Below are 24,084 nucleotides of genomic sequence, written 5' to 3'. Positions count from 1 at the left end.
TCCGCACCCGCGCCGTACGCGGGCTTAGGTTTTCCGGGAGTTCAGCCAGAGCAGGAATCCGATGACGGCGGCTGACAGCATGCCTCCGGCGCCGGTGGCCACCAAGCCGAGGCGCACGCCGAACTGCTCGGTCAACCAGCCGGCCAGGAGGCCGCCCAGGGCATGGCCGCCGAGCAGGAGCGGAAGGTAGAGGGCCATCACGCGGCCACGGATTTCCGGCCCGGCTTCAAGCTGGACCGCGGTGGCGGCGCTGGTCAGGAACAGGAGGGTCATGAGGCCCACCACCGCAAGCATCGCAGTGAAGAGGACGAGGTCGGGCATCAGGGCAGCCACCAACTGGGAGAGCCCGAACAGGCCGGCGGCGGCCACGATCCCCTTCCGGCCCAGGCTTCTCAGCCGGGCTGCCAGGAGCGCTCCGGCCAGGGCACCGAGGGCGCTGACGGTATTGAAGAGGCCGAACCCTTCAACGCCGTTGTGCCACACCCGCTCGGCGAACGCCGCCAAGACCACCGGCCCGTTCATGCCGAACACACCCAACAGCCCGGCCAGGGCAATGACCAGCAGCAACGGAGGCCGTTCCCGGACGTAGCGGAACCCGGCCAGGAGCTGGCCCTGCCCGCGAACCACCGGAACGCTTGTGTGCAGCTCGGCAGGACGGATGGCCGCGATCAGGCCGAGGACCAGCAAGCACAGCAGCGAGTTCGCCGCGAACGCCGCGGCCGTTCCTGCCTGCGCAATGACAACTCCTGCCAGGGCCGGGCCCGCCATGGCGCCCAGCTGGCCGGTTGCATTGTTGAGGCCGATAGCGGGCCGGAGGGCGGCGTCGCCTACCACTTCGTTAACGAACACCTGGATGGCAGGCTGGTTGATGGCGGACGTCACGCCGAGCGCAGCGCAACTGGCGTAGACAGCCCAGACGGTGATGGTGCCGGTCGCCGCCCAGGCCGCCAGGCCCAGGGCCAGGACGGCAATGACGGCCTGGCAGGCCAGCATGATGCGCCGCTTGGAAAACATGTCCACCAGCAGGCCGCTCAGGGGCCCCACCACCAGCATGGGAAGGAACTGGAGGGCAACGGCCACGCCCACGGCGGCGGGACTGCCGGTCAGCTGCAGCACCAGCCAGTCCTGGGCGAGCCGCTGCATCCACACACCCACGCTCCCTGCAAACACCAGGGCCAGGAAGAGCCGGTAGTTCCGCTGCGTCAGCGGCTGGTACCACCGGGGCTGGTCCTGCGGGGAATGGACGGACTGTTCGGAACGCTGGCGGTCGGAAGACACGTCGGACTCAACTCAATAGTGGCGGGCAGGACCAGGAAAAATGTTCAGCGGGCGGAACGCAGTTTGACCGCCGCGGCGGCGAGGATGAGGGTGCCGGGAACCACCACGAAGAGTGCTGCGAGCATCCAGACGAAAACCACTGCCCCGAAGAGTGCGGCAGCCAGCAGGAGCGATCCGGTCCAGTCCCTGACGGACAGCGATTGGGCATTTTCGAGCGCCAAGCGCCAGGCACTCTTGCCATCCTTTGAAGAGACTGCGGCGTCAGGCCACCCGGCGGCGGTGCGCAGCAGCAGGATGGCCGCCCCGGCGGCAAGGATCAGGGTGGCCGGCAGGACCACTTCGCGGCCGGGCAGCTGCCCCACCCACGCGAGCAGCAGGTTGAGGACAATCACGACGGCGGCTGCCGCCGTCGTGATTCCCAGCTTCCAGCTGCCGGGCAGGGCAGCTTTGAACGTGCCCCAGAGGCCGCGGACGGAATCGTCGCGGCCGGAGAGGTGCCGTTCCAGGTGGGCGATTCCCGCCGCGTACGCGGCGGGAATCGTCACCAGCGGGATGGAGAGCACCAGGACCAGCACCCCGGCCAGGAGGGTCTCGGAGAACAGTGCGAAGCGGTTCACCGGGACGGGTTCGTGGTGGTTGGGGACGGGTGTGGTGCTGTCCATGGCGCTCATTTTCTGTCTCGGGTTCCCGGCACTAGCCTTTGAGGCCCTGGGTGGAGACGCCTTCGACGATGTAGCGCTGGAACACCAGGAAGAAGATCAGCACGGGCAGGAGGGCCAGGACGGACATGGCGATCATGGCGCCGTAGTCCGAGGACTGGGTCTGGTCCACGAAGAGGCGCAGCGCCAGGGGCAGCGGGTACTTGTCCGGGGTGTTCAGGTAGAGCAGCGGGCCCAGGAAGTCGTTCCAGCTCCAGATGAAGGAGAAGATCGAGGTGGAGATCAGGGCCGGCTTCATCAGCGGGAGCATGATGGACGTGAAGATCCGGACGTGGCCGGCGCCGTCGATCCTTGCCGCCTCGTCCAGCTCACCGGGGAGGTTGCGCATGAACTGGACCATGAGGAACACGAAGAACGCGTCGGCGGCGAGGAACTTGCCGATCAGCAGCGGCACGTACGTGTCCACCAGGCCCAGCTGCTGGAACACGATGTACTGCGGGATGATCACCACGTGGAAAGGCAGGAGCAGGGTGGCGATCATCATGCCGAAGAACACGCTGCGGCCGGGAAACTTGATCCGGGCGAACGCGTAGGCGGAGACCGACGCCGAGAGGACGGTTCCCGCCACGGCACCGACGGCCAGGATCAGGGAGTTGGTGAAGAACTGCAGGGTGGGGACCCCGCCGATCCCGTCCATGGCTGTGACGAAGTTGTCGAAGCTGAAGTTGTTGGACCACAGCGACGTGTTCGCGCCGCCGATCTCGGCATTGGGCTTGAACGAGGAGGCGATCATCCACAGGCCCGGGTACAGGACCACGGCCGTGAGTGCCAGCGCCACGACGTGGAAAATGGTGCTCTTGGCGCGCTTGGCACCTGCTGATTCGGATTTCGGGTTGTAGTGCGGCACCTGTGCGTCGCGGGCGGACTGGGTGGGGGTTGCCATGGTTGTCATTTTGCATCACCGCTGTAATGGACCCAGGACTTGGACGTGCGGAAGATGATCAGGGTCAGGATGCCCACCACGATCAGGAGCAGCCAGGCCATGGCCGAGGCGTAGCCCATCCGGAAATCGCTGAAGCCCCGCAGGTAGAGGTAGAGGGTGTAGAAGAGGGTGGAGCCGGCCGGGCCGCCTTCACCGTTGGAGATGATGTAGGCCGAGTTGAAGATCTGGAACGCGTGGATGGTTTCCATCAGCAGGTTGAAGAAGATCACCGGCGACAGCATGGGCCAGGTGATGTTGAGGAACTTCCGCACCGGCCCGGCCCCATCCATGGACGCGGCCTCGTAAAGATCGTTGGGGATCTGCTTCAGGCCGGCCAGGAAGATCACCATCGGGGCGCCGAACTGCCACACGGTCAGCAGGATGAACATCGGCATGGTCATGGCCGGGTTGCCCACCCACCCGCCCAGGTTGATCCCGAAGAGGGACAGGCCCTGGTCCACTGGGCCCGAATCGCCGAACATGGCCTTCCAGACAATCGCGATGGACACCGAGGCGCCGATCAGGGACGGGGCATAGAACGCGGACCTGTAGAACCCCTGGCCGCGGCGCTTGCTGTTCAGGAGCATCGCCACTGCCAGTGCGGCGGCGAGCTTGAGCGGGGTACCGAACACAACGTAGCTGACGGTCACGCCCACCGACTGCAGGAACCGCTCGTCCTGGAAGAGGGTGGTGTAGTTGTCGAAACCGATCCATTTGGGCGGATCAAACAGGTTGTAGTTGGTGAAGGACAGATACAGCGAGGAAATCATCGGCCCGATGGTGAGGGCGATGAATCCCAGCAGCCAGGGCAGCAGGAAGGTATAGCCGGCGCGGGCGTCCACCCCCCGCTGCCGCGACTTGCGCGGCAGCGGGGAGGCGGACGACGTCGAACGCCTGCTCAGGGTTGGGCTTTGGGTCACGGGTTCATTCCGTCAGTTGTGGACGTCTTGGTCAGTCAGTCTGCCTGGTCAGGCGTTCTGCTTGATGAGGTCTTCGGCTTCCTTGAACCAGGAATCGGCTGCACCGTCGATGGTCAACTTGCCGTAGTTCAGGTCCGAGCTGACCCGCTTGAAGGATGTCTCGAGGGTGCCGAAACCGACGATGGGCGGCTCGGGAGCGTCCTTGAGGTACTGCTCGATCGACTTTTCGTAGTCGACGACGAGCTTGTCAGTACCTTCGAAGGTGGTGCCGTCCCGCTGGGTCTTCGACGCCGGAACGCCGCGGGAGGTCTTGAAGATGTTGCCCACTTCGGGGTCGTTGACCATGAAGTCGATGAAGCGGGCAGCAGCATCCTTGTACTTGGTCTTGGCGCTGGCCACCATCAGCATGGACGGTTTGAGGAACAGGCCCAGGTTGTCCGGGTCATCCGAGGGCACCGGCACCAGCTTGAGCTCCTTGGCACCGCTGTCCCCGAGGTAGGCGGCCATGAAGTTGTCCCAGGTGACTTCGCTGGCGGTGACATTCGAGCCAAAGGGGGACTTGGGGGCGAGCTGGGTGACGCGCTCTTCGGAGACGAGGGCAGGGGTGCCGCGAAGGGCGGCGGTCTGGTTCCACCACTTCTTCAGGTCATCCTTGGTGAAGCCGAGCTTGCCGTCCTCAGTGAACGCTTGGATGTTGTTCTGGCGCAGCCAGATGTTGAACATCCACCAGACGCCGGTGTAGTCGGTGGAGCCGAAAAGCGCGCCGTTGCCCTTGGTGCCTACTTCGGCGAGGAAGGCGTTGTACTCCTTGTAGGTCCACGTGCCGTCCGGCTCGGCAATGCCCAGGGAGGCCAGCTTGGCGGGATCGTAGTAGACGGCGAAGGCGTTGGTGCTGGTGGGGATGCCGTAGGTCTTGCCCCGGATCTGGCCGGACGGCAGGAGGGACTTGTCAAAGGCATCCGTGTTGATCTTGACGGTACCCAGGTCCAGGAGCTGGTTGCGCTGGCCGTAATCCCGCAAGTAGGAGAGGTCCCACTGCATTACGTCGGGCAGGCCGCCGCCGGCAGCTTCGGTGGCACGCTTCTGCCAGTACCCGGCGAAGTCGGTGAAGTTGCCGTTGACCTTGATATCCGGGTTCTTCGACTCGAACAGGGCAATGGCCTTGCGTGTGCGCTCCGCACGGTCATCGTTGCCCCACCAGGTGTAATTGATGGTGACGGGCTTCTCGGCGGTGCCGGCCCCTCCGGAAGAGCTGGAGCCCGTTCCGCACGCCGCGAGGGCCGCAGCAGATGCGGTGCCGACGGCCACGGTGGTGAGGAAATGCCTTCTGTTGATCATGGGAGCCTCCTTGCTCGATCTGTGCAATGCTGTCGCCCACCTGCAACGGGAGTAGTGAGCTGGCTTACACGGCTTCTGAATCGATACAATATCGGCATTCCCGGCTGCGGGCAAGCGTTTTCCATTAATATGGGCAAGCGTTTTCCAAGAATACGTTTTCTCCCAGTGCCACAGCCCTCTCATTAGATGAAGGAGTCCCATGGATTCGCAGGATATCTCCCAGCCGGCCAGCGTCTGGAACAACATCGGAGGCATCGCCTACGGCGGGGACTACAACCCAGAGCAGTGGCCCGTCAGCGTCCGCCTGGAGGACCTGGAGCTGATGAGGGAAGCGGGCGTGAACTTCCTGAGCGTGGGAATTTTCTCCTGGGCACTGCTGGAACCCGCCGAAGGGAAGTACGACTTCGGCTGGCTCGATGAGGTGCTGGACAACCTCCACGGCATCGGCGTCAAGGTCGCCCTGGCCACCGCCACCGCAGCTCCCCCGGCATGGCTGGTATGGAAGCATCCGGAAATCCTCCCGGTCACGGCTGACGGAACCGTGCTGGGCCCGGGGTCACGGCGGCACTACACGCCGTCGTCGGCCGTTTACCGCCGCTACGCCAGCGGCATCACCCGGATGCTCGCGGAGCGCTACAAGGACCACCCCGCCCTGGCGCTGTGGCACGTGGACAACGAACTGGGCTGCCACGTTTCGGAGTTCTACGGCGAGGAAGACGCCGCCGCGTTCCGCCTGTGGCTCGAGCGGCGGTACGGCAGCATCGCGGCCTTGAATGCCGCCTGGGGCACGGCGTTCTGGTCCCAGCATTACGGCTCATTCGAGGAGATCCTGCCGCCCGCAGCCGCGCCTTCCACGCTGAATCCGGGGCAGCAGCTGGACTTCCAGCGCTTCAGCTCCTGGGTACTCATGGACTACTACCGCGAACTCGTGGCGGTCCTGCGGGAAGTCACACCGGGGGTGCCGTGCACCACCAACCTCATGGCTTCCAGCGCCACCAAGTCCATGGACTACTTTGACTGGGCCAAGGACCTGGACGTCATCGCCAACGACCACTACCTCGTGGCCGCCGATCCGGAGCGGCACATCGAACTCGCGTTCAGCGCGGACCTCACCCGCGGCATCGCGGAAGGGGACCCGTGGATCCTGATGGAACATTCGACGTCGGCCGTCAACTGGCAGCCGCGAAACCGGCCCAAGATGCCCGGGGAAATGCTGCGCAACTCGCTGGCGCACGTGTCCCGCGGTGCCGACGCCGTGATGTTTTTCCAGTGGCGGCAAAGCTTCGCCGGCTCGGAGAAGTTCCACTCGGCCATGGTGCCGCACGGCGGCCGGGACACCCGGGTGTGGCGCGAGGTGGTGGAACTGGGGGCGGACCTGAAGCGGTTGGCTCCGGTGCGCGGTTCGCGAGTGGAATCCCGGGTTGCGATCGTGTTCGACTACGAGGCCTGGTGGGCCAGTGAGATCGACTCCAAGCCGAGCATTGACGTGCGGTACCTTGACCTGCAGCGGGCCTTCCACCGCTCGCTGTTCCTTCGGGGCGTGTCCGTGGATTTCGTGCACCCTTCCGCTTCCTTTGATGGATACGACCTCGTGCTGGTGTGCACCCTGTACTCCGTCACTGACGAGGCCGCGGCCAACATTTCCGCCGCAGCCTCCGCCGGCGCCACTGTGCTGGTGAGCTACTTCAGCGGGATCGCGGACGGGAAGGACCACGTCCGGCTGGGCGGCTATCCCGGGGCCTTCCGGGAGCTGCTGGGCGTTCGGGTTGAGGAGTTCCATCCATTGCTGGCCGGGTCGCAGCTGAAGCTGAGCGACGGGACCGTTTCTTCCATCTGGAGCGAGCACGTCCACCTGGCCGGCGCGGAAGCCATGCAGGCGTTTACCGAGTATCCGCTGGAAGGCGTACCGTCCCTCACGCGACGGGCCGTGGGTTCGGGAGCGGCCTGGTACCTGGCCACGTTCCCCGATCCCGACGGCATTGATTCCATGGTGGACCGGCTGTTGGAAGAGTCCGGTGTGGCCCCCGCTGCTGCGGCCGACCCTGGTGTGGAACTGGTGCGGCGGCGCTCTGCCGACGGGCAGGGCTTCCTTTTCGCGATCAACCACACGCGTTCGGATGCCGCCGTAGAGGCATCCGGCCAGGATTTGCTGACCGGCGAACCGTTTCCGGGGCGGGTCCCGGCGGGCGGCGTGGCGGTAGTTGCGGAGGGCTAGTCACCCGCGCCCAAGAACGTGCGACGGCGGCGCCTCCTTTGGCGTCGCCCTTCCGCTTTGCACAGGGCGGAGCGGCTTTTCCCGTTTTCCACATAGGGCTTTTGGGTGGCTGTCGTTGTCACACCCTGGTGGAAGACTTTGGCTATGGAAGCGGTATTGGGGACGGTTGCAGTGCTGGGGGCGGAGCCTCGGGTGCCCCTTGCTGCCAGCGTGCCGCAGCCCTCGCCTGTGGTTATCGAAGGGGATAAGCCGGACTCCTCCCCTGCCATTCCGACCTTTGCCGATAAACCCCACGCATCGCGTGCCATTCCGACCGCTGCCGATACACCCCACCCAACGCCTGTTGTTCCGGCTTCCGGAGGCGCACCTGCGTCCCTGCCTGCCGCGCCGACCCTCGCTGATGCACTGGCCGTTCTGGCTGGTATTCCTGTGGCCCGCGATAGTGCGGGGATGGTTGAGCAGATGCGGCAGTGGGAGGACCTGAAATGCCTGGCCGGCGCGCAGCAGGCCCGGCTTGCTGTGGCCTTCGATCTATTGCAGCGGCAGGAGCAGGCTGACGCCGGCGTGCCCGTGGATGAGCAGGGCGCCGGTGTCGCGGCGCAGATCGCACTGGCACGGCGGGAATCCCCGGCCAGGGGGTCCCGGTTGCTGGGCCTGGCCAAAGCCCTTACGGGCATGCCCCGCACCTTCGCCGCCTTTCGGAGCGGCCAGCTGAACGAGTGGCGCGCCACCCTGATCGTGAAGGAAACCATCTGCCTCACGGTGGAGGACCGTGCCGGCGTGGATGAGGAACTCGCTGCCGACACCGGCACGCTCGACGGCGCCGGCGACCGCGCCATCGTCGCCGCAGTCCGCGCCGCGGCGTACCGCCGGGACCCCCGCTCCATCGCAAAGCGGGCCGCACGAGCGGTTACCGAACGGACCGTGAGCCTTCGCCCGGCCCCTGACACCATGACCTACCTGACCGCGCTGCTCCCCGTTGCCCAAGGCGTCGCCGCCTACGCCGCCCTGGCCAGGGACGCCGATGCCGCCCGCTCTGCAGGAGACGAACGGTCCCGGGGGCAGGTTATGGCCGACACCCTCGTCGACAGGGTTACCGGCACCCCGGCCGGCATCAGCGGGGTGGAGATTCAGCTCGTTATGACCGACCGCGCCCTGCTCCAGGCCGATTCAGAGACCGCCCGGCTTCCCGGGTACGGCACCATTCCCGCAGACTCGGCCAGAAACATCGCCCTTGCCAGTACATCGGCCGCGGGAATGCCGGCCACAGACCCAAGCACCGGCAGCGCCGGTTCTCCTGCCGCTGACGGCACCGCCGGCGACGGTGCCGGAGGCGAGGGTGCAGGAGGCGAGGGCGCCGCGGGCGATCACGCCGCTGCTGTTCGCCGCGAGCTTGATGTGTGGGTCCGGCGGCTTTACACCGCCCCCGGCAGCGGGGACCTGCTGGCCATGGATGCCAAAGCCCGGCTTTTCCCGGCGGGGCTGAAGCGCTTCCTTCAAGTCCGGGACGAAACCTGCCGCACCCCGTACTGCGACGCCCCCATCAGGCATCACGATCACATTGCTTCCTGGCATAGCGGCGGAGCCACCAGCGCCGGCAACGGCCAAGGCCTCTGCGAAGCCTGTAACCACACCAAGGAAACCGGCGGCTGGGCGGCAGAACGCGTGCCCGGCCCGCGGCATACAGTGGCAACCACCACCCCAACCGGCCACACCTACTATTCCACCGCACCACCCCTCCCCGGAACATTCCCGGTACCTCAGGAAGACGGTAGGGGGCCACACCATGTGGACCAGGGAGCGGAGCCCCCCACTCGTGCACATCCGGCCCGCCCCGCCCGGGCCCCGGCAGTCGCACAGTCGCCACCCTACGATGCCGTCCAACTCCCGGGAAGGGTGATGCCGCCGCGCGTCTATAGGCGGGGAGAACGCGTCCATGCGCAAGGAGCAGGTCTCGGACGGCCACGGTCCAGGGAAAGTGCCCTTCCGTGGCCGCCACAAGTTTAGACAGCTTCGCCCCGGCTGGAACCTGATGATTCCAGCCGGGGCGAAGCTGCCACCCGCCGTCGGACGTGGTGGGCGGAGGAGGCGTCCACCCACGTTGTCCCAAGCCGTGTTGGCGGCGTGAAGACTAGCTGCTGATTGCGGATTTCATTTCGGCGTGGGCCTTCTTGCCGGCTTCCTCCGTGGACAGCCTCTCAAAGAGAACCTCGGAAGTGTAGCGCTTGATGATTTCCTGGATGGCCCCGGCACCCTTCGGCGGCGGCGCGGGGGCTTCGCCCAGTTCGTCCTTGATCTGGTCGATGAACTTGACCACCTTCACGTCCGCCGGGGTCAGCTTGGACTCGATGGCCGCACGGACCTCGGAGTTCGGGTAGACGCCGCGGTCAGCCAGCAGGGTCTCGCCGGCCTTGACGTCGTTGGCCAGGAAGTTGATGAACTTGGCGGTCTCCTCAGGGTGCTTGGTGCGTGAGGACGCGGACCAGAACTGGGAAGCCTTGTACCAAAGCTTCGCATCGGCGGATGACCCGGTCTTGCTGGGGAACCGCAGGATCTTCAAGTCGCTGCCGGATGCCTTCTCCAAGGCAGGAGCCTGGTTGGACCACCAGAATGCCAGGCCGTTCTTGCCGGTGGCGAGTCCGGACTGGTCAAGCGGGGCGGCCTCAGCTTCCACAACCTCGGATGCGGTCGGAACGGCCTTGTTCTCGCTGAGCTGCTTCAGGAACGCCCACCATTCGGCGATGTCGCCCGGCTCGAAGCCCAGCTTGCCATCGGAGGTGTAGAGGGACTTGCCGTTCTGGCGTAGCCAGACTCCGAGTGACGCCTCGTCGGTCCCGTAGGCGGCAGCGCCGTAGGTGCCCTTCGGGGACTTGGCAGTGACCTCGGAGGCGATCCGCCCAAAGTCCTCCCAGGTCCACTTGGAGTCGTCAGGCAGCGGAACACCGGCAGCCTCAAAAACCTTCGGGTTCGCCAGGATGGTGGCGGCGTTGATGCCGGCCGCGATGCCAGTCAGGCCGTCTTCGCCCTTGCCCGCGTTCAGTGCCGCTTCGTCGAGCTTGGAGGTGTCGATGTCGTACTTGGACAGGTCAAGAAGGGCTCCGCGGCTGGAGTACTCGGTGATGTACTTTTCGTCCATCTGGATAATGTCCGGGGCATCGTTCGCCGCCACCTGGGTGGCAAGCTTGTCCCAATAACCGCTCCAGTCACCGAATTCCGGCTTGATCTTGATGTTGGGGTTTTCGGCCTCAAACTTCTTGATGGCTTCCTGGGTCAGCTGGGCCCGCTTGTCGCCGCCCCACCAGGAGAAACGGAGTTCGACGGGGCCGTCAGAATTTTGTTGACCGGATCCCCCGCCACAGGCACTGAGGCTCAGAGCCATGACGACGGCGGCAGCAGCTGCTGCTACACCAGCCTTACGTCGGGGGCGTCGTCCGCCCGTGGAGGATGTTGCTGCCGGCTGCTTGGCTGCAGCAGGGGCAGAGCGGGAAAAAAGCGGCATTGGTGCTCCGATCTTCTTTGATCTTGGTGCTGGGGCTGGAGTTCGGGGATGAATCTCAAACGAGGTGGCACCGAAACGGGAAACCGTTTTCTTAGTCTAAGAATACAAGTAGCAAACTTGTATTACAAGATGTTTCAGAATGTTATGGACCTCGGAAGCGGCCCGTCGGCGGACGGGCCGCTTCCTGCAGCGCAGTTAGTACCGCGACCGGCGAGGGAGGCGTGTAAAAGCCGGGACTGCTATTTGATGCCTGTGGTGGCAATGCCCTTGATGAGGAACCGCTGGCCGAAGAGGAACACGAGGAAGACCGGCAGGAGCGACACGATGGACATCGCGAACAGCGATCCCCAGCTCGTAGCCGACTGCGAATCCACGAAGGCGCGCAGTGCGACAGGAACCGTGAACATGTCGGGGTCCGTGAGGTAGATCAGGGCGCCGAAAAAGTCGTTCCACGTCCAGATGAACGTGAAGATTGTGGTGGTGGCCAGGGCCGGGACCATCAGCGGCAGGATGACCCGCAGGAAGATGCGGGGGTGGCCTGCGCCGTCGATCCTTGCAGCCTCATCCAGCTCCCGGGGAATGCCGCGGATGAACTGGACCATAAGGAAGACAAAGAACGCTTCGGTGGCCAGCAGCTTGGGCACGATCAGCGGCCAGAACGTATTCACCCAGCCGATCTGCGAGAAAAGGATGTACTGGGGAACGATCACCACATGGAACGGCAGCATGATGGTCAGCAGCATGATGCCGAACAGCAGCTTCTTCGCGGTGAACTGAAGACGGGCGAAGGCGTACGCGGCCATGGAGCAGGAGACCAGGTTGCCGAGGATCGAGCCGATCACCACGATCGCGGAGTTGATCATGTAGTGGCCGAAGGGATGCGTCAGGGCCGACCAGCCTGAGGTGTAGTTGCTCATTTCCAGGCTGTTGAGCCAGAGTCCGGGTTCGCGGAAGATCAGCTCGTTGGGACGAAGTGATGAAACCACCATCCACAGCAGGGGGTAGATCATCAACCCGCCGGCAAGGATCAGGACGGCGTGCTTCATCAGGGCCTTGCCGCGCTGGGCCTTGCTGAAGGCCAGTGTTCCGCGGGACTCGCGGGGCTTGCGATGGTTCGTAGGCTTGCCGGCACCTCCGGACTTCTTGTCCGAGGCGGGCAGCGTCTCCAGCTTAGTCGTCATAGAAAACCCAATACTTAGAAGCGATGAAGTTGATGGCGGTGAACACACCGATGATCACCAGCAGGATCCACGCCATGGCGGAGGCGTAGCCCATGTCGAACTGGCCGAAGCCCTTTTGGTAGAGGTACAGGGTGAAGAACATCGTGGAGTCCGAAGGGCCGCCGTTGCCGCCCGAGACGATGAACGCCTGGGTGAACGACTGGAAGGACCCGATGATCTGCAGCACGAGGTTGAAGAAGATGATCGGGCTCAGCATGGGGAGGGTAATCCGCCAGAACTGCTGGAGGGTGGTGGCACCGTCAACCCTGGCTGCCTCGTAGTACATGTTCGGGATCTGGCGCAGGCCGGCCAGGAAGATGATCATGGGGGCGCCAAAGGTCCAGACGTGCAGCAGGATAATCGAGCCCAGCGCCGTGCTCGGGTCAGAAATCCAGCCGGGCCCCTGGATGCCGAACATGGCGAGGACCTGGTTCACCAGGCCGGTGGTGCCGAAAATCTGCTTCCAGAGGATAGCGACGGCAACCGAGCCGCCCAGCAGGGACGGCAGGTAGAACACCGAGCGGTAGAACGGCAGGCCTCGCAGGCCTTTGTCCAGGACGAGGGCAATCAGCAGCGCCACCGCAAGCTGGAGCGGGACCCCGATGAACACGTACGTGAAGGTCACGCCAAGCGAGTTGTGCAGCCGGGCGTCCGTGAGCATGCGGGTGAAGTTGTCCAGGCCCACCCATTCCGGAGGCTGGAGGAGGTTGTAGTCGGTGAAGGACAGGTACAGGGACATCAGCATGGGGCCGATGGTGATCGCCACCAGGCCCACCAGCCATGGCAGCAGGAAAATATAGGCGGCCTTGTTGTCCCTGCCGTTGGCCTTCTTTTCCGCGGCGGTGAGTTTGCCCTTTCGCCGGGTAATGGAGCTGAGTTCGCTGATGGCGCTCACTGGTGGCGCCCCATTCGTCTTGATGGCACCGCTGCTGCCGGCATTCCTGCCGGGCGCGGTACCTCCGGTATGTGCTTAGCGGCCATGTGGTCTCCTTTGGTCATCGTGGCCTCCACGTTGGTGTTTCCGCCCTGGGCGGAGGTGTGCTCCCGCTGCGGGGCGGCATCCCCGCCAAGTTATTGGCAGTGGGAGGCCCCGCGCCGCCGGGAGGTGGGGGTTTGAAAAAGCGGCTCCGTACCAAAGTAAACGGTTTCTTGACTCGTGTATAGCCCTTTGCTAGTTTTTGAGAAAACGCTTTCCGCGTCGTCTGTCACTACGAATAGAATCGAAGGGCCCAGGGGACGCAACAGTGCGGTTTCGTCTCACGGAATCTCTCTTGGCGCGGATGTGCTGTTCGGGAAGATCTCGCCGCAGGACGGCGCGAAAGGGGCTTCAAGAAGCCAGCTCCAAACCGGCCTGACCCCCGGCTGGTCCCCGGTTGATCCACGCCATCAAAACCACATCCGAACAGGAGGTCAGCCAATGACAGGTAGCAGCCAGCGCGTCAGGCCCAGCGCCATCGCCGGCTACGAAGACTGGCCCGCCTATGTCCAGCAGCACCCCCGCTACCGGGCTGCCACCATTGCAGCCCAGGAACTTGCGGACGCCCTTGGCGTGCCCGGGGCGCCGGCGTCTCCTGACGTGACCGTCCAGTGGGAGGAGACGTACGACGGCGTCACCACCTCCCAGCTCAGCTGGCAGTTGGGCTTCGGTCCCCGGAGTACGGGCTGGCTGATCCGCCCGGCCGGCGCTTCCGGGCCGCTGCCCGGCATCCTGGCACTGCACTGCCACGGCGGTAACAAGTTCGGCGGCGCGGACCGGCTGGTTGAACTCCCCAAGTCCCATCCCTCCGCGAAAAACGCCCGGGCCGGCCATTACGACGGCCGCGCCCTGGCCACGGACCTGGCCCGTGCCGGTTCCGCCGTCCTGGCCCACGACACGTTCGGCTGGGGCAGCCGCCGTTTTGACCTATCGGTTCCGGCCTGGCGGACGGCCGACGCACTGGAGGCGAGGCAGGCGCAGTGGCGGCAGGACGGCGTCGTACCTTCCGAGGCCGACGTGTACAACGCCGCCGCCGGATTCCACGAGGAAACCGTGGCCAAGACCGCCGGCCTGCTGGGCACCAGCCTCGCCGGGATGGTGGCCCACGACGACCTCGCTGCCCTGGAGATCCTCGCCTCGCTGCCGGACGTGGACCAGCAAAGGCTCGGCTGCATCGGCTTCTCCGGCGGCGGGGGCCGGTCCCTGGCCCTCGCCGCGCTGAGCCCCCGCATCAAGAGCTACGTGGTGACGTGCATGATGACCACCTTCCAGTCGCTTCTGCCCGCCTACCTCGACGCCCATTCATGGCTGCTGCAGACGCCGGGGCTGTGGAAGCTGGGTGACTGGCCGGAACTCTCCGCCCGGGCCGCGGCCCGCCGCCTGCTGGTGCAGTACGCACTGGCGGACCAGCTCTTCCCTGAAGACGGCATGCGCGGCGCCCACCGCATACTGGAGTCCCTGCACAGCCCCGACAGCTACACCGGGAGCTTCTGGCCCGGGGGCCACGTCTTCACCGCAGGCATGCAACAGGAAGCGATCGATTTCCTGTCCGCCTCGCTCGGCGCCAAAGACCCTAAAACCCTTCCTCCCTTCAGCTACCAAGGACCCACCTCATGATTGATCAATCCGCCACAGCGCAGCGCGGCCGCCACGCCACGGGAGGTGCCGCCCCCGGGGGCGTCCAGCGCATCGCCCTGGTGGGCGTCCACGGCTTCGGCGAACAACACCTCGCCAACCTCGCCAGGCTCGAACAGGCCGGCACCGTGGAACTCGTCGCCGTCGCGGACCCCAACCCGCCGGCCCCTGGACGGCTCGCGGAATCCGTAACTGTCTTCGACAACCTGGCCCAACTGCTGGCAGCAGACCCCGGCGTCGACGTCGTCATTCTCGCCACCCCCATCCAGACCCATGCTCCCCTGGCCCTCACAGCCCTGTCAGCGGGCAAGGACGTCTATGTGGAAAAGCCGCCGGTGGCCTCGCTGGCCCAGTTCCGGGAAGTGCTGGCCGCAGCCGAAACCGCGGGACGCCTGGTCCAGGTGGGCTTCCAAAGCTTCGGGTCCCACGCGCTTCCCGCCATCCGGGCGCACGTCGCATCAGGCGGCATCGGTGACATCCTCGGCGTGAGCGCAAGGGGCGAATGGGTGCGCAGCAAGGCGTACTTCAAGCGCTCCCGCTGGGCCGGAAAGCGCAACCTGGACGGCACCGACGTGGTGGACGGGGTGGCAACCAACGCCCTGGCCCACGCCGTGGCCACGGCGCTCCACCTGGCCGGGGCGCACACCCTGGCGGACGTGGAATCGGTGGAGACGGACCTGTACCGGGCACACGATACCGAGAGCGACGACACCTCCGTCCTCCGCGTGCGCACCGCCGGCGGAACCACCGTCACCTGCGGGCTGACGCTGTGCGCGCCGGAGCAGCAGAACCCGTCCGTGACGGTGCACGGCACCCAGGGCGAAATCACCTTCTTCTACACCGAGGACCAGGTGGTCTTCAGCACCGCGGACGGCGAGCGCCGGGAGACGTTCGGCCGTACGGACCTGCTGGAGAACCTGTTGGCCGCGCGCTCCACGGGCACGCCGCTGCTGTGTTCGCTGGCGGACACCGGCGCCTTCACTACAGTGCTGGAAGCCATCCGGACGGCCCCGGCGCCGCAGCCCATCCCGCCGGAACATGTCATCTGGGAGGGCGAAGGCGACGACGCCCACCCCGTGGTTGACGGCGTCGCAGCCGTCATCGAAAGGGCCCTCAAGGCCCAGGCCACCTTCGCCGAGCTGGGTGTTCGCTGGGCCCGGGACCTGCCGCCGGCCCGCACGCTCACTGTGGACCGCAAGCCCGTTGCCGGGTACCAGGACGGCAGCCGGATCCGGGCAGTGTCCTCGCCCCGCCCCTACCTGCATCCCGTCCGGACCCTGGCGGGCACGGTGGTGTCGGACCACCAGCCGCTGGACCACGTGTGGCATCTCGGCGTCGGGGTGGCGCTGCAGGACGTGGACGGCATCAACTTCTGGGGCGGCCGTACCTATACCCGTGAAGCCGGCCAGTACGTCTGGCGCCCGGACCACGGCAGCATCACGGTCCGGGACACCCTCGTCGAAGAAACAGCTGCCCGGACGGGCGGACGGGACGAGAAGCTACAGGAACTCCTGGGCTGGAACGGTCCCGACGGCGCGCCGGTGCTCGTCGAGGAGCGCACCTGGACCTGGGCCGGCGTCAGCCCGTCCATCTGGCGAATGTCCCTGGACTTCGCCCTCTCCCCCGCGGGCGGCCAGCCCGTCAGCCTCGGGAGCCCCGGCTCCAACGGCCGCCTTGAAGGCGGCTACGGCGGGTTCTTCTGGCGGCTGCCCGCGTGCGAGGCCGCCACCGTATGGACGTCCGCCGGTTCCGGCGAGTCCGGGGTGCACGGTTCGGTGACGCCCTGGCTCGCCTGGGCTGCAAAGTTCGACGGCGGCGCGCCAGTCGGCGGGGCATCAGGCGCCGGGGCACCCGCCGGCAGCGCCACGCTCGTCTTCGTCGCCGCTGAGGGCTCCACCGACCCCTGGTTCGTCCGCGTGGACGGCTACCCGGGGGTCGGCCAATCCCTCGCCTGGGACACCCCGGTCATCGCCGAACCGGGCCGTCCGGTCCAGCGCAGCATCACCGTTTTCGTAGCCGACGGGATCCTGGGCACCACCGACATCGAAGCACTCATCAACCAGCAGGGGAACCGTTCATGAGCCAGACCACAGCCGACAAAACGCTGCATTCGGGCAGGACGGCCCCGGCCTCCGCGGCGGACCGCGCCATCAAACGCCGGCGCGTGCTGGACATCCTTGACGCCAAAGGGCGGGAATCCCTGCTCCTGACCACCAACACCGCGCTGACGTGGTACCTGGATGGCAGCCGGGTGCACATCAGCCTGGCCGGCGATCCGATCGCCGCCCTTCTCGTGGACCGCGAGGGCGACCACCTCGTCACCTTCAACAATGAGGCCGGCCGGATCGCCGCCGAGGAGCTGCCGGCCGGCGTCGCCCTGCACTCCGTGCCCTGGTACGGCAACCTGCACGAGGCCGCTGCCGCCGTCGGACGTACTGCCTCGGCTGGACCTGGCCCGGGTGGAACTGCCGCCCAAGGCGGCACAGCCGGGCGTGGCACAGCGCCGCTGGCCGAAGCCGACGTGGCGTCGGAGCTGCGCGCCGCACGCCAGCAGCTGCTCCCGGCCGAGAGCACCCGCTATGCCCGGCTCAGCGCCGAGGTTGCCGTGATCATGACGGACGTCCTCTCCAGGGCCCGGCCGGAGACCACGGAGTTCGAGCTGGTGTCCGCCTTGGCCGGCCGGGTTGTCGCCGCCGGCGCGGAGCCCCTGGTCCTGCTGTGCAACGGCAGCAGCCGCAGCGGGTTCCGGCACCCGCTGGCCACGCACTCGCCCCTGGGCCGCCGCGCGATGGCCGTCGTCTGCGCCCGTCGGGACGGCCTGGTTGCCAACATCACCCGCTGGGTAAGGTTCGACGCCGGCACGGCGGAAGAGCGCGACGCCGAGGCACGCATCGCCGCAGTGGAAGCAGACATCTTCGACGCCACGGTCCCCGGAGCACGGCTGGACCGGATCTTCGCCGAGATCCAGGCCTCCTACGCCCGGCACGGCTTCGGCGCGGACCAATGGGAGCAGCACCACCAGGGCGGTCCCGCCGGCTACGCGGGCCGTGACCCCCGGGTTACGGCCGCCGCGACGGACACAGTGGTCCTGGACCAGGCCTTCACCTGGAACCCGTCCGGGCCCGGCGTCAAGATCGAGGACACGGTCCAGCTCACCGCAACGGGCCTGCGGGTCCTCACCGTCGACCCCCGCTGGCCCTCGACGGCGGTCAACGGACTGGAGCGGCCGGCCACCCTCCAGCTCTAGCCACAACGCTCGCTCAGTTCCTGCGGAAAAAACCGAAACGCTCTATCAGTTGACGCCGTAGTCCCGGCACCAACTGATAGAGCGTTTCGGTTAAACCGACATCAAGTGAGAGAGCGTTGTCAGGGAAGTACGAGTTCCCCGTCGACCCGGCGCGGGATGCCCAGCGGGTTGCTTTCGTGCAGGGCCGGGTGCAGGACCGTTTCGGGCGCATCCTGGTAGGCAACCGGACGCTGGAAGCGGCGGACCGCCGTCGCGCCCACCGAGGTGAAGAGCGAGGTGGTGGCCGGGTAGGGGCCGCCGTGCTGCTGGGCCCAGTTGACGGCCACACCGGTGGGCCAGCCGTCGAAGAGGACGCGGCCGGCCAGCTCGGACAGCTGGCCCACAAGACCGGACACGTCCTCGCCCGGCTGGGCGTGCACGGTGGCGGTGAGGCTGCCCGGCACCTTGGCCAGGACCGCGGACAGCTCCTCCTGGCCCGAGTACTCGATCAGCATGGTGGTGGGGCCGAAGCACTCTTCCAGCAGCTCCCCGGGGCGCTCCAGGACCTTTGCCGCCGAGGTGGAAAAGACCACGGGTGCGGCGCCGTCGGACACTGCGTCCTGGTCCACGGTGCCGCTGACCACCTTCACGCCCTCCACGGACGCGAAGCTGCGCAGGCCGTCCGGGTAGGCCTCCGCAATCCGGCTGGTGAGCATGCCCAGGGCAGGCTTGTCCTTGCTGGCTGCCGCCACTTTCGCGGCAAAGTCTGTGCCAGCCGGGATGAACACCAGGCCGGGCTTGGTGCAGAACTGTCCGGCGCCCAGGGTGAAGGACCCTGCAAGCCCGGCAGCGAGCTGGTCCGGGCGTTGCGCCAGGGCTGCCTCCGTGACCACTACCGGGTTGAGGCTGCCCAGTTCGCCGTAGAACGGGATGGGATCGGGGCGGGACGTGGCCAGGTCGAAGAGGGCGCGGCCGCCGGGGATGGAACCGGTGAAGCCCACGGCCTTGATGGCGCGGTCCTGGACCAGCGCTGTTCCCACTTCGCGGCCGCTCACCAGGGCGAACAGGCCGTCCGGAGCGCCCGCGCCGCGAAGCGCCTCTGCCACAATCTCCGCCGTCCGTTCCGACAGCCGGAGGTGGCCCGAGTGCGCCTTGACGATCACGGAGCAGCCCACGGCCAGGGCCGAGGCAGTGTCGCCGCCGGCAACCGAGAAGGCGAACGGGAAGTTGGAGGCGGAGAAGACCGCAACCGGTCCGATGGGCCGCAGGATGCGCCGCAGGTCCGGCTTGGGCGGGGTGGAGTCCGGATCCGCGTGGTCGATGATGGCCTCAAGATAAGTGCCCTCGGTGATCACCCGGCCGAACAGGCGCAGCTGGCCGGTGGTGCGGGCCACTTCGCCGGTGAGGCGGGCGGCGCCCAGGCTGGTCTCGGAATCCGCGATCTCGACGAGCTCGGCGGCGTTGGCGTCCAAAGCATCGGCCACAGCGTTGAGCCAGGCAGCGCGCCGGGCATCCGAGGCAGCCGCGGAAGCTTTCGCTGCCTTCGTGGCCGCAGCCGTGAGCTCGGTAAGGGAAAGGGTTGCAGTAGTCACTGGGATCCTGTTCGTCGTGATTAGGTCTGCGGGTTGTCAGTGAACCGGAAGCCGAGCCCCGGCTGGTCCGTGAGCGTCACCCGGCTGTTGCTGAACCGGACAGGCGACGGGCCGGCCAGGATCCCCAACTGTTCGAAGGATGCCTCTTCGACGTCCTCCACCATGGTGGGCTCCGCCAGGGTCAGGGCCAGCTGCCCGGACAGTTCGGGCAGCAGATGCGGCATGACCCTGATGCTGTTGGTCCGTGCCAACTCAACGATCCGCCGGAACGGGGTAATGCCGCCCACCCGGACGATGTTGGGCTGGATGATGTCCACCGCTTCCGCCTCAATGAAATCGCGGAACCGGTAGACGGTGTGCAGGTTTTCGCCAAGGGCAATCGGCACCGGTGAATGCTTGCGGAGCCGCCGGTACGCCCAGAGATCGTCCGCCCGGATGGGTTCCTCGAGCCACTCCAGCCCGAAATCGGACAGGACGTCGAGGGCGCGGAAGGTGGCGGGCAGGTCCCACCGCTGGTTCGCGTCGATCATGAGCTTCCGGTCCGGCCCCAGCACGGAGCGGACCGCGGCAACACGTTCGCGGTCCTCGCGCAGGTCCGGTTTGCCCACCTTGATCTTCACTGCCTGGTGCCCGGCCGCGACCCAGCGTTCGGCCTGAGCCACCAGCTCGTCAAGTGTGTAGTGCAGGTTCACCCCGGAGCCGTAGACCTCGGCAGACTCCTGCCGCTGGCCGAGGTATCCGGTGACGGAGGTTCCGGCGCGGGAGGCCTGCAGGTCCCAGAGGGCAAGGTCCACCCCGGCCATCGCGATGGTGGTCAGTCCCCCGCCGCCGGCCTCATGCAGCCTTTTCCACAGCGCGTCCCACACCATCTCGGGGTTGGCCGGCAAGCCGGCGACGAAAGGCGCAATGTCATGGTCCAGCAGTGCCTTAACCGCCTGGGGGCCGATGGTGGGCGTCCAGGAGAAACCGTGCCCCGCGCCGCCGTCGTCCGTATGGATCTCCGTGACGATCACGTGGTTTTCAGGTGCTTCCACGCCCCAGCTGCGGCGCAGCGGAACCGTGATGAGGCGGGTGGTGAGGCCCGTGATGCGCGGTGCGGTGCGCACCGCTTCGGCGGCCGGGGCGCCCATCAGCGGCCGGCCAACTCGTAGCCCTTGGCGAGGATGGCCTTCAGCTGGACCAACTGCTCCTCGGTGGGGTCGACCAGCGGCGGGCGGACGGAGCCCACCGGCAGGCCGCCCAGGCGCAGGCCTGCCTTGATCAGTGAAACGCCGAAGCCCGGAGTCTGGTCACGGAGCCGAACCAGCGGCGCGTAGAAGCCCTCCAGCAGGGCGTTCCGGCGGTCCTCGTCGCCCGCTTCGTAGGCGTCGTAGTAGGCCGTGGCGATTTCCGGCGCCATGGCGAACGCGGCGGACGAGTACAGCGGGATCCCCAGTCCGCGGTAGGCGCCCTGGGTCAGTTCGGCGGTCAGCAGCCCGTTGAAGAACGCAAAGTCCGGGCGTCCCGTGGCGCGGACCGCGGACACAATTTCCTGGGCCAGGCCAACGTCGCCGAGCCCGTCCTTGAAGCCGATGACCTTGGGGTTGGCGGCCAGCCTGGTCATGGATGCGGCCGTGAACCTGGCGTTGCCGCGGTGGTACACGATGACCGGCAAGCTGCTGGCGTTGGCCACGGCCTCGACATAGGCCACCAGACCGTCCGTGGGGCCGGTGACCAGGTACGGCGGCAGCACCAGGAGCGCGTCCGCGCCTGCTTCTTCGGCAGCGCGGGCGGCGGCGAGGGCATGGCCCAGGGGTCCGCCCGCTCCTGCTACTACCGGCACCTTTCCGGCAACAACCTCGACGGCGGCAGCCACTACGATGCGGACCTCGTCGATGCTGAGGGCGTGGAATTCGCCGGTGCCGCAGGCGGGGAAGACGCCGCCCGGCCCGAACGGAAGCCGCGAGCTGATGTGTTCTTTGAGCAGTTCCACGTCGACGGCACCAACGGCTGTGAACGGGGTGACGGGGAAGAACAGTACGCCGTCGAATTTCATGGTGTCTCCTTGGCTCCGCCGCCGGTGCTGACCAGCGCGGAGTTCTCGTCGTTGAGGGTGGAACGGGACTTGAGTTCCGTGCGCCAACTGCGCGCGGGGTGCCAGCCCAGGAGTTGCTGTGCTTTGGCGATGGAGAAGGCCGGGCTGCTGCCGGTGAGCCCTGCGCTGAGGACTTCGCTTCCGGGCAGGAATTTTGGCATCAGTTCGGCCAGGGGCGCGGTGGCGAGGGCGTCAGCGGCTCCGACGAAGAAGGTTTCCCCGTTGGGGATGAACGGCATCCTTTCCAGCAGCAGGTCGAGGAAGTCCGCCACGTCCCGGGCGTCCACGTAGTTGAACAGGGCGGGTGCGGAGAGGGCGGGGTCGGCCAGCCGTTCCACAAGGGTGTGGCCCTGCTGGGTGGGCGCGCCTTCCCACTCCTCCGGGGAGATCACGTAGCAGGGGCGGAACGCCGCGTAGCGGATCTTTTCGCCCTGGGCTGCCGCGAAGGCCTGGACGGTCTGCTCCGCGATGAGCTTGGAGAGCGCGTACGCGTTCCACGGCTTCGGCGGGGTCCGCTCATCCAGCGGGAACGACGGCGGCAGCCAGCCCGCAGGTGCGCCGTAGCCCAGCACGGTGGGGCTGCTGGCGGTGACGATCTTCGGCACCCCCACTTCCGTCGCGGCGCTGACCACGGCGAAGGCGAGGCGTGTGTTCGTAGCGAAGATGACGTCCTCGGGCGCGCTGAAAGGCACCGCGATCGCAGCGAGGTGGATGACGGCGTCGGGCGTGGTTTCCCGGAGGAGGCGCGGCGCCTCACCCGGCGCCAGGAGGTCGGCGGTTTCCTGCACCACCCCGGCGGGAAGCTGGTCCGCCGGGACGGCGTCGCGGTCCACGGAGATGACCTGGTGGCCCTTGCCGGCCAGCCCCGCCACCACGCTGCGTCCCAGCCGGCCGGAGCCGCCGGTGACAAAGATCCTGCTCATGGTTGTTCCTTCAGGTTCTCGGGCCGGTCACTTGCCGCGGCGGAGGTCGATGCCGAGGTCCAGGTCCGCGATGCGTACGGGCAGGGAGGTCTCGAGGGAGCGGTTGCCGGCGATGCCCACGGACACCGACCTCAGCCCGTCCAGGTAACCGGAGGGGCGGCCCAGCGGGTCCTCGCCCGGACCGTTGAAGAGGTCCGAGAGCAGGAGCTCGTCGCCGCCGCCGTGTCCGCCCTCTCCGTTGACGATCGGGACCTCGTAGGCGGCCTCCCAATGGCGCTGGACCACCAGGCGTTCGCCGTTGCGGCGGATGGCGTCTTCCTCCTCCACCGGGGTGGCGCTGGGGTCCACCACAGTCTTCTTGTCCGTGCTGTGCAGCACGGCGGCGCGTTCCACGACCTCCAGCTCGGCGCGGCCCTCGGTGCCGTTGACTGCGACGCGATAGCCCTCCCAGGGGCTGTGGGCGTTCAGCGAGTAGCTCAGGCGGGGCCCGCCCTGGTACTCCACCACGAGTGCGAGGTTGTCCTCGATGGTGATGCCGCCGGTGAAGACGTCCTGGTCGCGGCGGTAGCCGTCGTAGTGCTCGTTGTCCAGGAACAGCGCCTTGAGCCGCTCGTCCTCCCGCAGGTCCAGCGCGAAGGGGTCCTTTGCGCTGCCGCTTGTTCCGGCGGCGGAAGCATCGGCGTCGGGCGTTCCACGCTCCGGACGGGGGCCCAGGCCGCGCTCGGCGGCGTTCTTGTCACCGTAGAACTTCAGCCCGCCGGAGGCGAACACGCGCTCGGGGACGTCGTCGATCCACCAGTTCACCAGGTCGAAGTGGTGGGACGCCTTGTGGATCAGCAGGCCGCCGGAGTTCTTCTTTTCGCGGTGCCAGCGGCGGAAGTAGTCCGCGCCGTGGACGGTGTCCAGCACCCAGCTGAAGTCGACGGACGTGACCTTGCCGATCACGCCGCTCTGGATGATCTCCTTCAATGCGCTGTTGCGCGGCGAATAGCGGTAGTTGAAGGTGACCACAACGTTGCGGCCGGTCTCGTGCACGGCCTGGGTGATGCGGCGGCAGCCCTCGGCGTCAATGGTGAGGGGTTTTTCGACGACGACGTCCGCCCCGGCGCGCAGGCTCTCCACGATGTAATCGGCGTGGGTGTAGTCCGGCGTGGTCACGATGACCCGGTCGATGTTGTTGGCCTGGATGAAGGCGGTGAGGTCCGCCGGATCAAAGGACGCAACGGGTCCCGGGGCGCCGAGTTCCTGAATGAGCTGCTGGTAGAACTCCACCCGGCCGGGGTTTACATCCGAGAACGCCACCAGCTCGGCGGTATCTGCGTGCTTGTCGAAGATCGCGCGGATGTACATCTCGGAGCGCCCGCCGGTCCCGATCAGGGCGATGCGGGCCTTTCCGCCCCGGCGGGCGGCAGCAGCTTGGGCGCCGGGAACGGCGTCAAGGCCGTCCGCGGACTCGGACCGGGCCTCTGAAGCAGAAGTCGACTCGGCTGTGTTGACCATGAGGGTCCCTTTCGAAGGCTTAAATCCGGCCCGCCGGGCCGTTGTTC

At 66.8% G+C, this 24,084-nt stretch carries 18 protein-coding genes; 5 read left to right on the top strand and 13 right to left on the bottom strand.

The genetic code is table 11. From position 1 onward, the window contains the following. Positions 1 to 24: 24 nt before the first annotated feature. From U7114_RS05620 to U7114_RS05600, 5 genes are read right to left on the bottom strand one after another with little or no spacing between them, the layout of a single operon-like run. Positions 25 to 1,278: an MFS transporter gene (locus U7114_RS05620; protein WP_323056735.1), complete on the bottom strand. Its 1,254-nt coding sequence runs from the start codon at positions 1,276 to 1,278 to the stop codon at positions 25 to 27. A 44-nt stretch (positions 1,279 to 1,322) separates the two neighbouring features. After that, positions 1,323 to 1,949, bottom strand: a complete 627-nt coding sequence (locus U7114_RS05615) for a Poxvirus protein I5 (protein ID WP_323056734.1) — start codon at positions 1,947 to 1,949, stop codon at positions 1,323 to 1,325. 22 nt (positions 1,950 to 1,971) lie between these two features. Continuing rightward, complete coding sequence (locus U7114_RS05610) at positions 1,972 to 2,889, bottom strand: carbohydrate ABC transporter permease (protein WP_323056733.1); 918 nt, start codon at positions 2,887 to 2,889, stop codon at positions 1,972 to 1,974. Next, the gene (locus U7114_RS05605; RefSeq protein WP_321214359.1) at positions 2,886 to 3,839 is read right to left on the bottom strand and encodes a sugar ABC transporter permease; all 954 of its coding nucleotides are present in this window, start codon (positions 3,837 to 3,839) and stop codon (positions 2,886 to 2,888) included. Before U7114_RS05605 ends, U7114_RS05610 begins: the two co-directional genes overlap by 4 nt. 48 nt (positions 3,840 to 3,887) lie before the next feature. Beyond that, a complete protein-coding gene (locus U7114_RS05600) occupies positions 3,888 to 5,177 on the bottom strand; it encodes an ABC transporter substrate-binding protein (RefSeq protein WP_157241198.1) in 1,290 nt (429 codons plus the stop codon). 199 nt (positions 5,178 to 5,376) lie between these two features. On the opposite strand from U7114_RS05600, the gene U7114_RS05595 reads away from it, so the two are divergent. Both U7114_RS05595 and U7114_RS05590 read left to right on the top strand, forming a co-directional pair. After that, positions 5,377 to 7,392, top strand: coding sequence for a beta-galactosidase (locus tag U7114_RS05595; RefSeq protein WP_323056732.1), 2,016 nt, complete (start codon positions 5,377 to 5,379; stop codon positions 7,390 to 7,392). A 450-nt stretch (positions 7,393 to 7,842) separates the two neighbouring features. Then, on the top strand, positions 7,843 to 9,399 hold the full coding sequence (locus tag U7114_RS05590) for an HNH endonuclease (RefSeq protein ID WP_323056731.1): 1,557 nt from the start codon (positions 7,843 to 7,845) through the stop codon (positions 9,397 to 9,399). A gap of 124 nt (positions 9,400 to 9,523) precedes the next feature. Here U7114_RS05590 and U7114_RS05585 read toward each other — a convergent pair whose 3' ends face one another. From U7114_RS05585 to U7114_RS05575, 3 genes are all read right to left on the bottom strand, one after another. Continuing rightward, complete coding sequence (locus U7114_RS05585) at positions 9,524 to 10,891, bottom strand: ABC transporter substrate-binding protein (protein WP_323056730.1); 1,368 nt, start codon at positions 10,889 to 10,891, stop codon at positions 9,524 to 9,526. Between the two features lie 239 nt (positions 10,892 to 11,130). Then, positions 11,131 to 12,072: a carbohydrate ABC transporter permease gene (locus U7114_RS05580; protein ID WP_157241190.1), complete on the bottom strand. Its 942-nt coding sequence runs from the start codon at positions 12,070 to 12,072 to the stop codon at positions 11,131 to 11,133. Next, the gene (locus U7114_RS05575) at positions 12,062 to 13,006 is read right to left on the bottom strand and encodes a sugar ABC transporter permease (protein WP_321214363.1); all 945 of its coding nucleotides are present in this window, start codon (positions 13,004 to 13,006) and stop codon (positions 12,062 to 12,064) included. Before U7114_RS05575 ends, U7114_RS05580 begins: the two co-directional genes overlap by 11 nt. A gap of 522 nt (positions 13,007 to 13,528) precedes the next feature. Between U7114_RS05575 and U7114_RS05570 the strand changes: the two genes are divergently transcribed. Genes U7114_RS05570 through U7114_RS05560 form a run of 3 tightly spaced genes read left to right on the top strand, consistent with a single transcriptional unit; the run spans position 13,529 to position 17,969 of the window. Further along, positions 13,529 to 14,704, top strand: coding sequence for an acetylxylan esterase (locus U7114_RS05570; RefSeq protein WP_323056729.1), 1,176 nt, complete (start codon positions 13,529 to 13,531; stop codon positions 14,702 to 14,704). After that, entirely contained in the window at positions 14,701 to 16,803 is a 2,103-nt protein-coding gene (locus U7114_RS05565; RefSeq protein WP_323056728.1) for a DUF6807 family protein, read from the top strand. Before U7114_RS05570 ends, U7114_RS05565 begins: the two co-directional genes overlap by 4 nt. Next, on the top strand, positions 16,800 to 17,969 hold the full coding sequence (locus U7114_RS05560) for a M24 family metallopeptidase (RefSeq protein WP_323056727.1): 1,170 nt from the start codon (positions 16,800 to 16,802) through the stop codon (positions 17,967 to 17,969). Before U7114_RS05565 ends, U7114_RS05560 begins: the two co-directional genes overlap by 4 nt. A 119-nt stretch (positions 17,970 to 18,088) precedes the next feature. On the opposite strand, the gene U7114_RS05555 is transcribed toward U7114_RS05560, so the two are convergent. Genes U7114_RS05555 through U7114_RS05535 form a run of 5 tightly spaced genes read right to left on the bottom strand, consistent with a single transcriptional unit; the run spans position 18,089 to position 24,037 of the window. After that, a complete protein-coding gene (locus U7114_RS05555) occupies positions 18,089 to 19,540 on the bottom strand; it encodes an aldehyde dehydrogenase (NADP(+)) (protein ID WP_323056726.1) in 1,452 nt (483 codons plus the stop codon). A gap of 20 nt (positions 19,541 to 19,560) precedes the next feature. Then, positions 19,561 to 20,670 (bottom strand): mandelate racemase/muconate lactonizing enzyme family protein, encoded by a 1,110-nt coding sequence (locus tag U7114_RS05550; protein ID WP_323056725.1) that lies wholly within the window; start codon positions 20,668 to 20,670, stop codon positions 19,561 to 19,563. Then, positions 20,670 to 21,575 (bottom strand): 5-dehydro-4-deoxyglucarate dehydratase, encoded by a 906-nt coding sequence (locus U7114_RS05545; RefSeq protein WP_323056724.1) that lies wholly within the window; start codon positions 21,573 to 21,575, stop codon positions 20,670 to 20,672. Before U7114_RS05545 ends, U7114_RS05550 begins: the two co-directional genes overlap by 1 nt. Next, a complete protein-coding gene (locus tag U7114_RS05540) occupies positions 21,572 to 22,537 on the bottom strand; it encodes an NAD(P)-dependent oxidoreductase (protein WP_323056723.1) in 966 nt (321 codons plus the stop codon). Before U7114_RS05540 ends, U7114_RS05545 begins: the two co-directional genes overlap by 4 nt. Before the next feature lie 27 nt (positions 22,538 to 22,564). Beyond that, positions 22,565 to 24,037: a Gfo/Idh/MocA family oxidoreductase gene (locus U7114_RS05535; protein WP_323056722.1), complete on the bottom strand. Its 1,473-nt coding sequence runs from the start codon at positions 24,035 to 24,037 to the stop codon at positions 22,565 to 22,567. Positions 24,038 to 24,084 lie beyond the last annotated feature (47 nt).

It is taken from the genome of Pseudarthrobacter sp. C1, from assembly GCF_034720455.1.
GTDB lineage: Bacteria > Actinomycetota > Actinomycetes > Actinomycetales > Micrococcaceae > Arthrobacter.
Note: the sequence above shows the minus strand (reverse complement) of the source record. Positions and strands in the feature narration are given on the sequence as shown.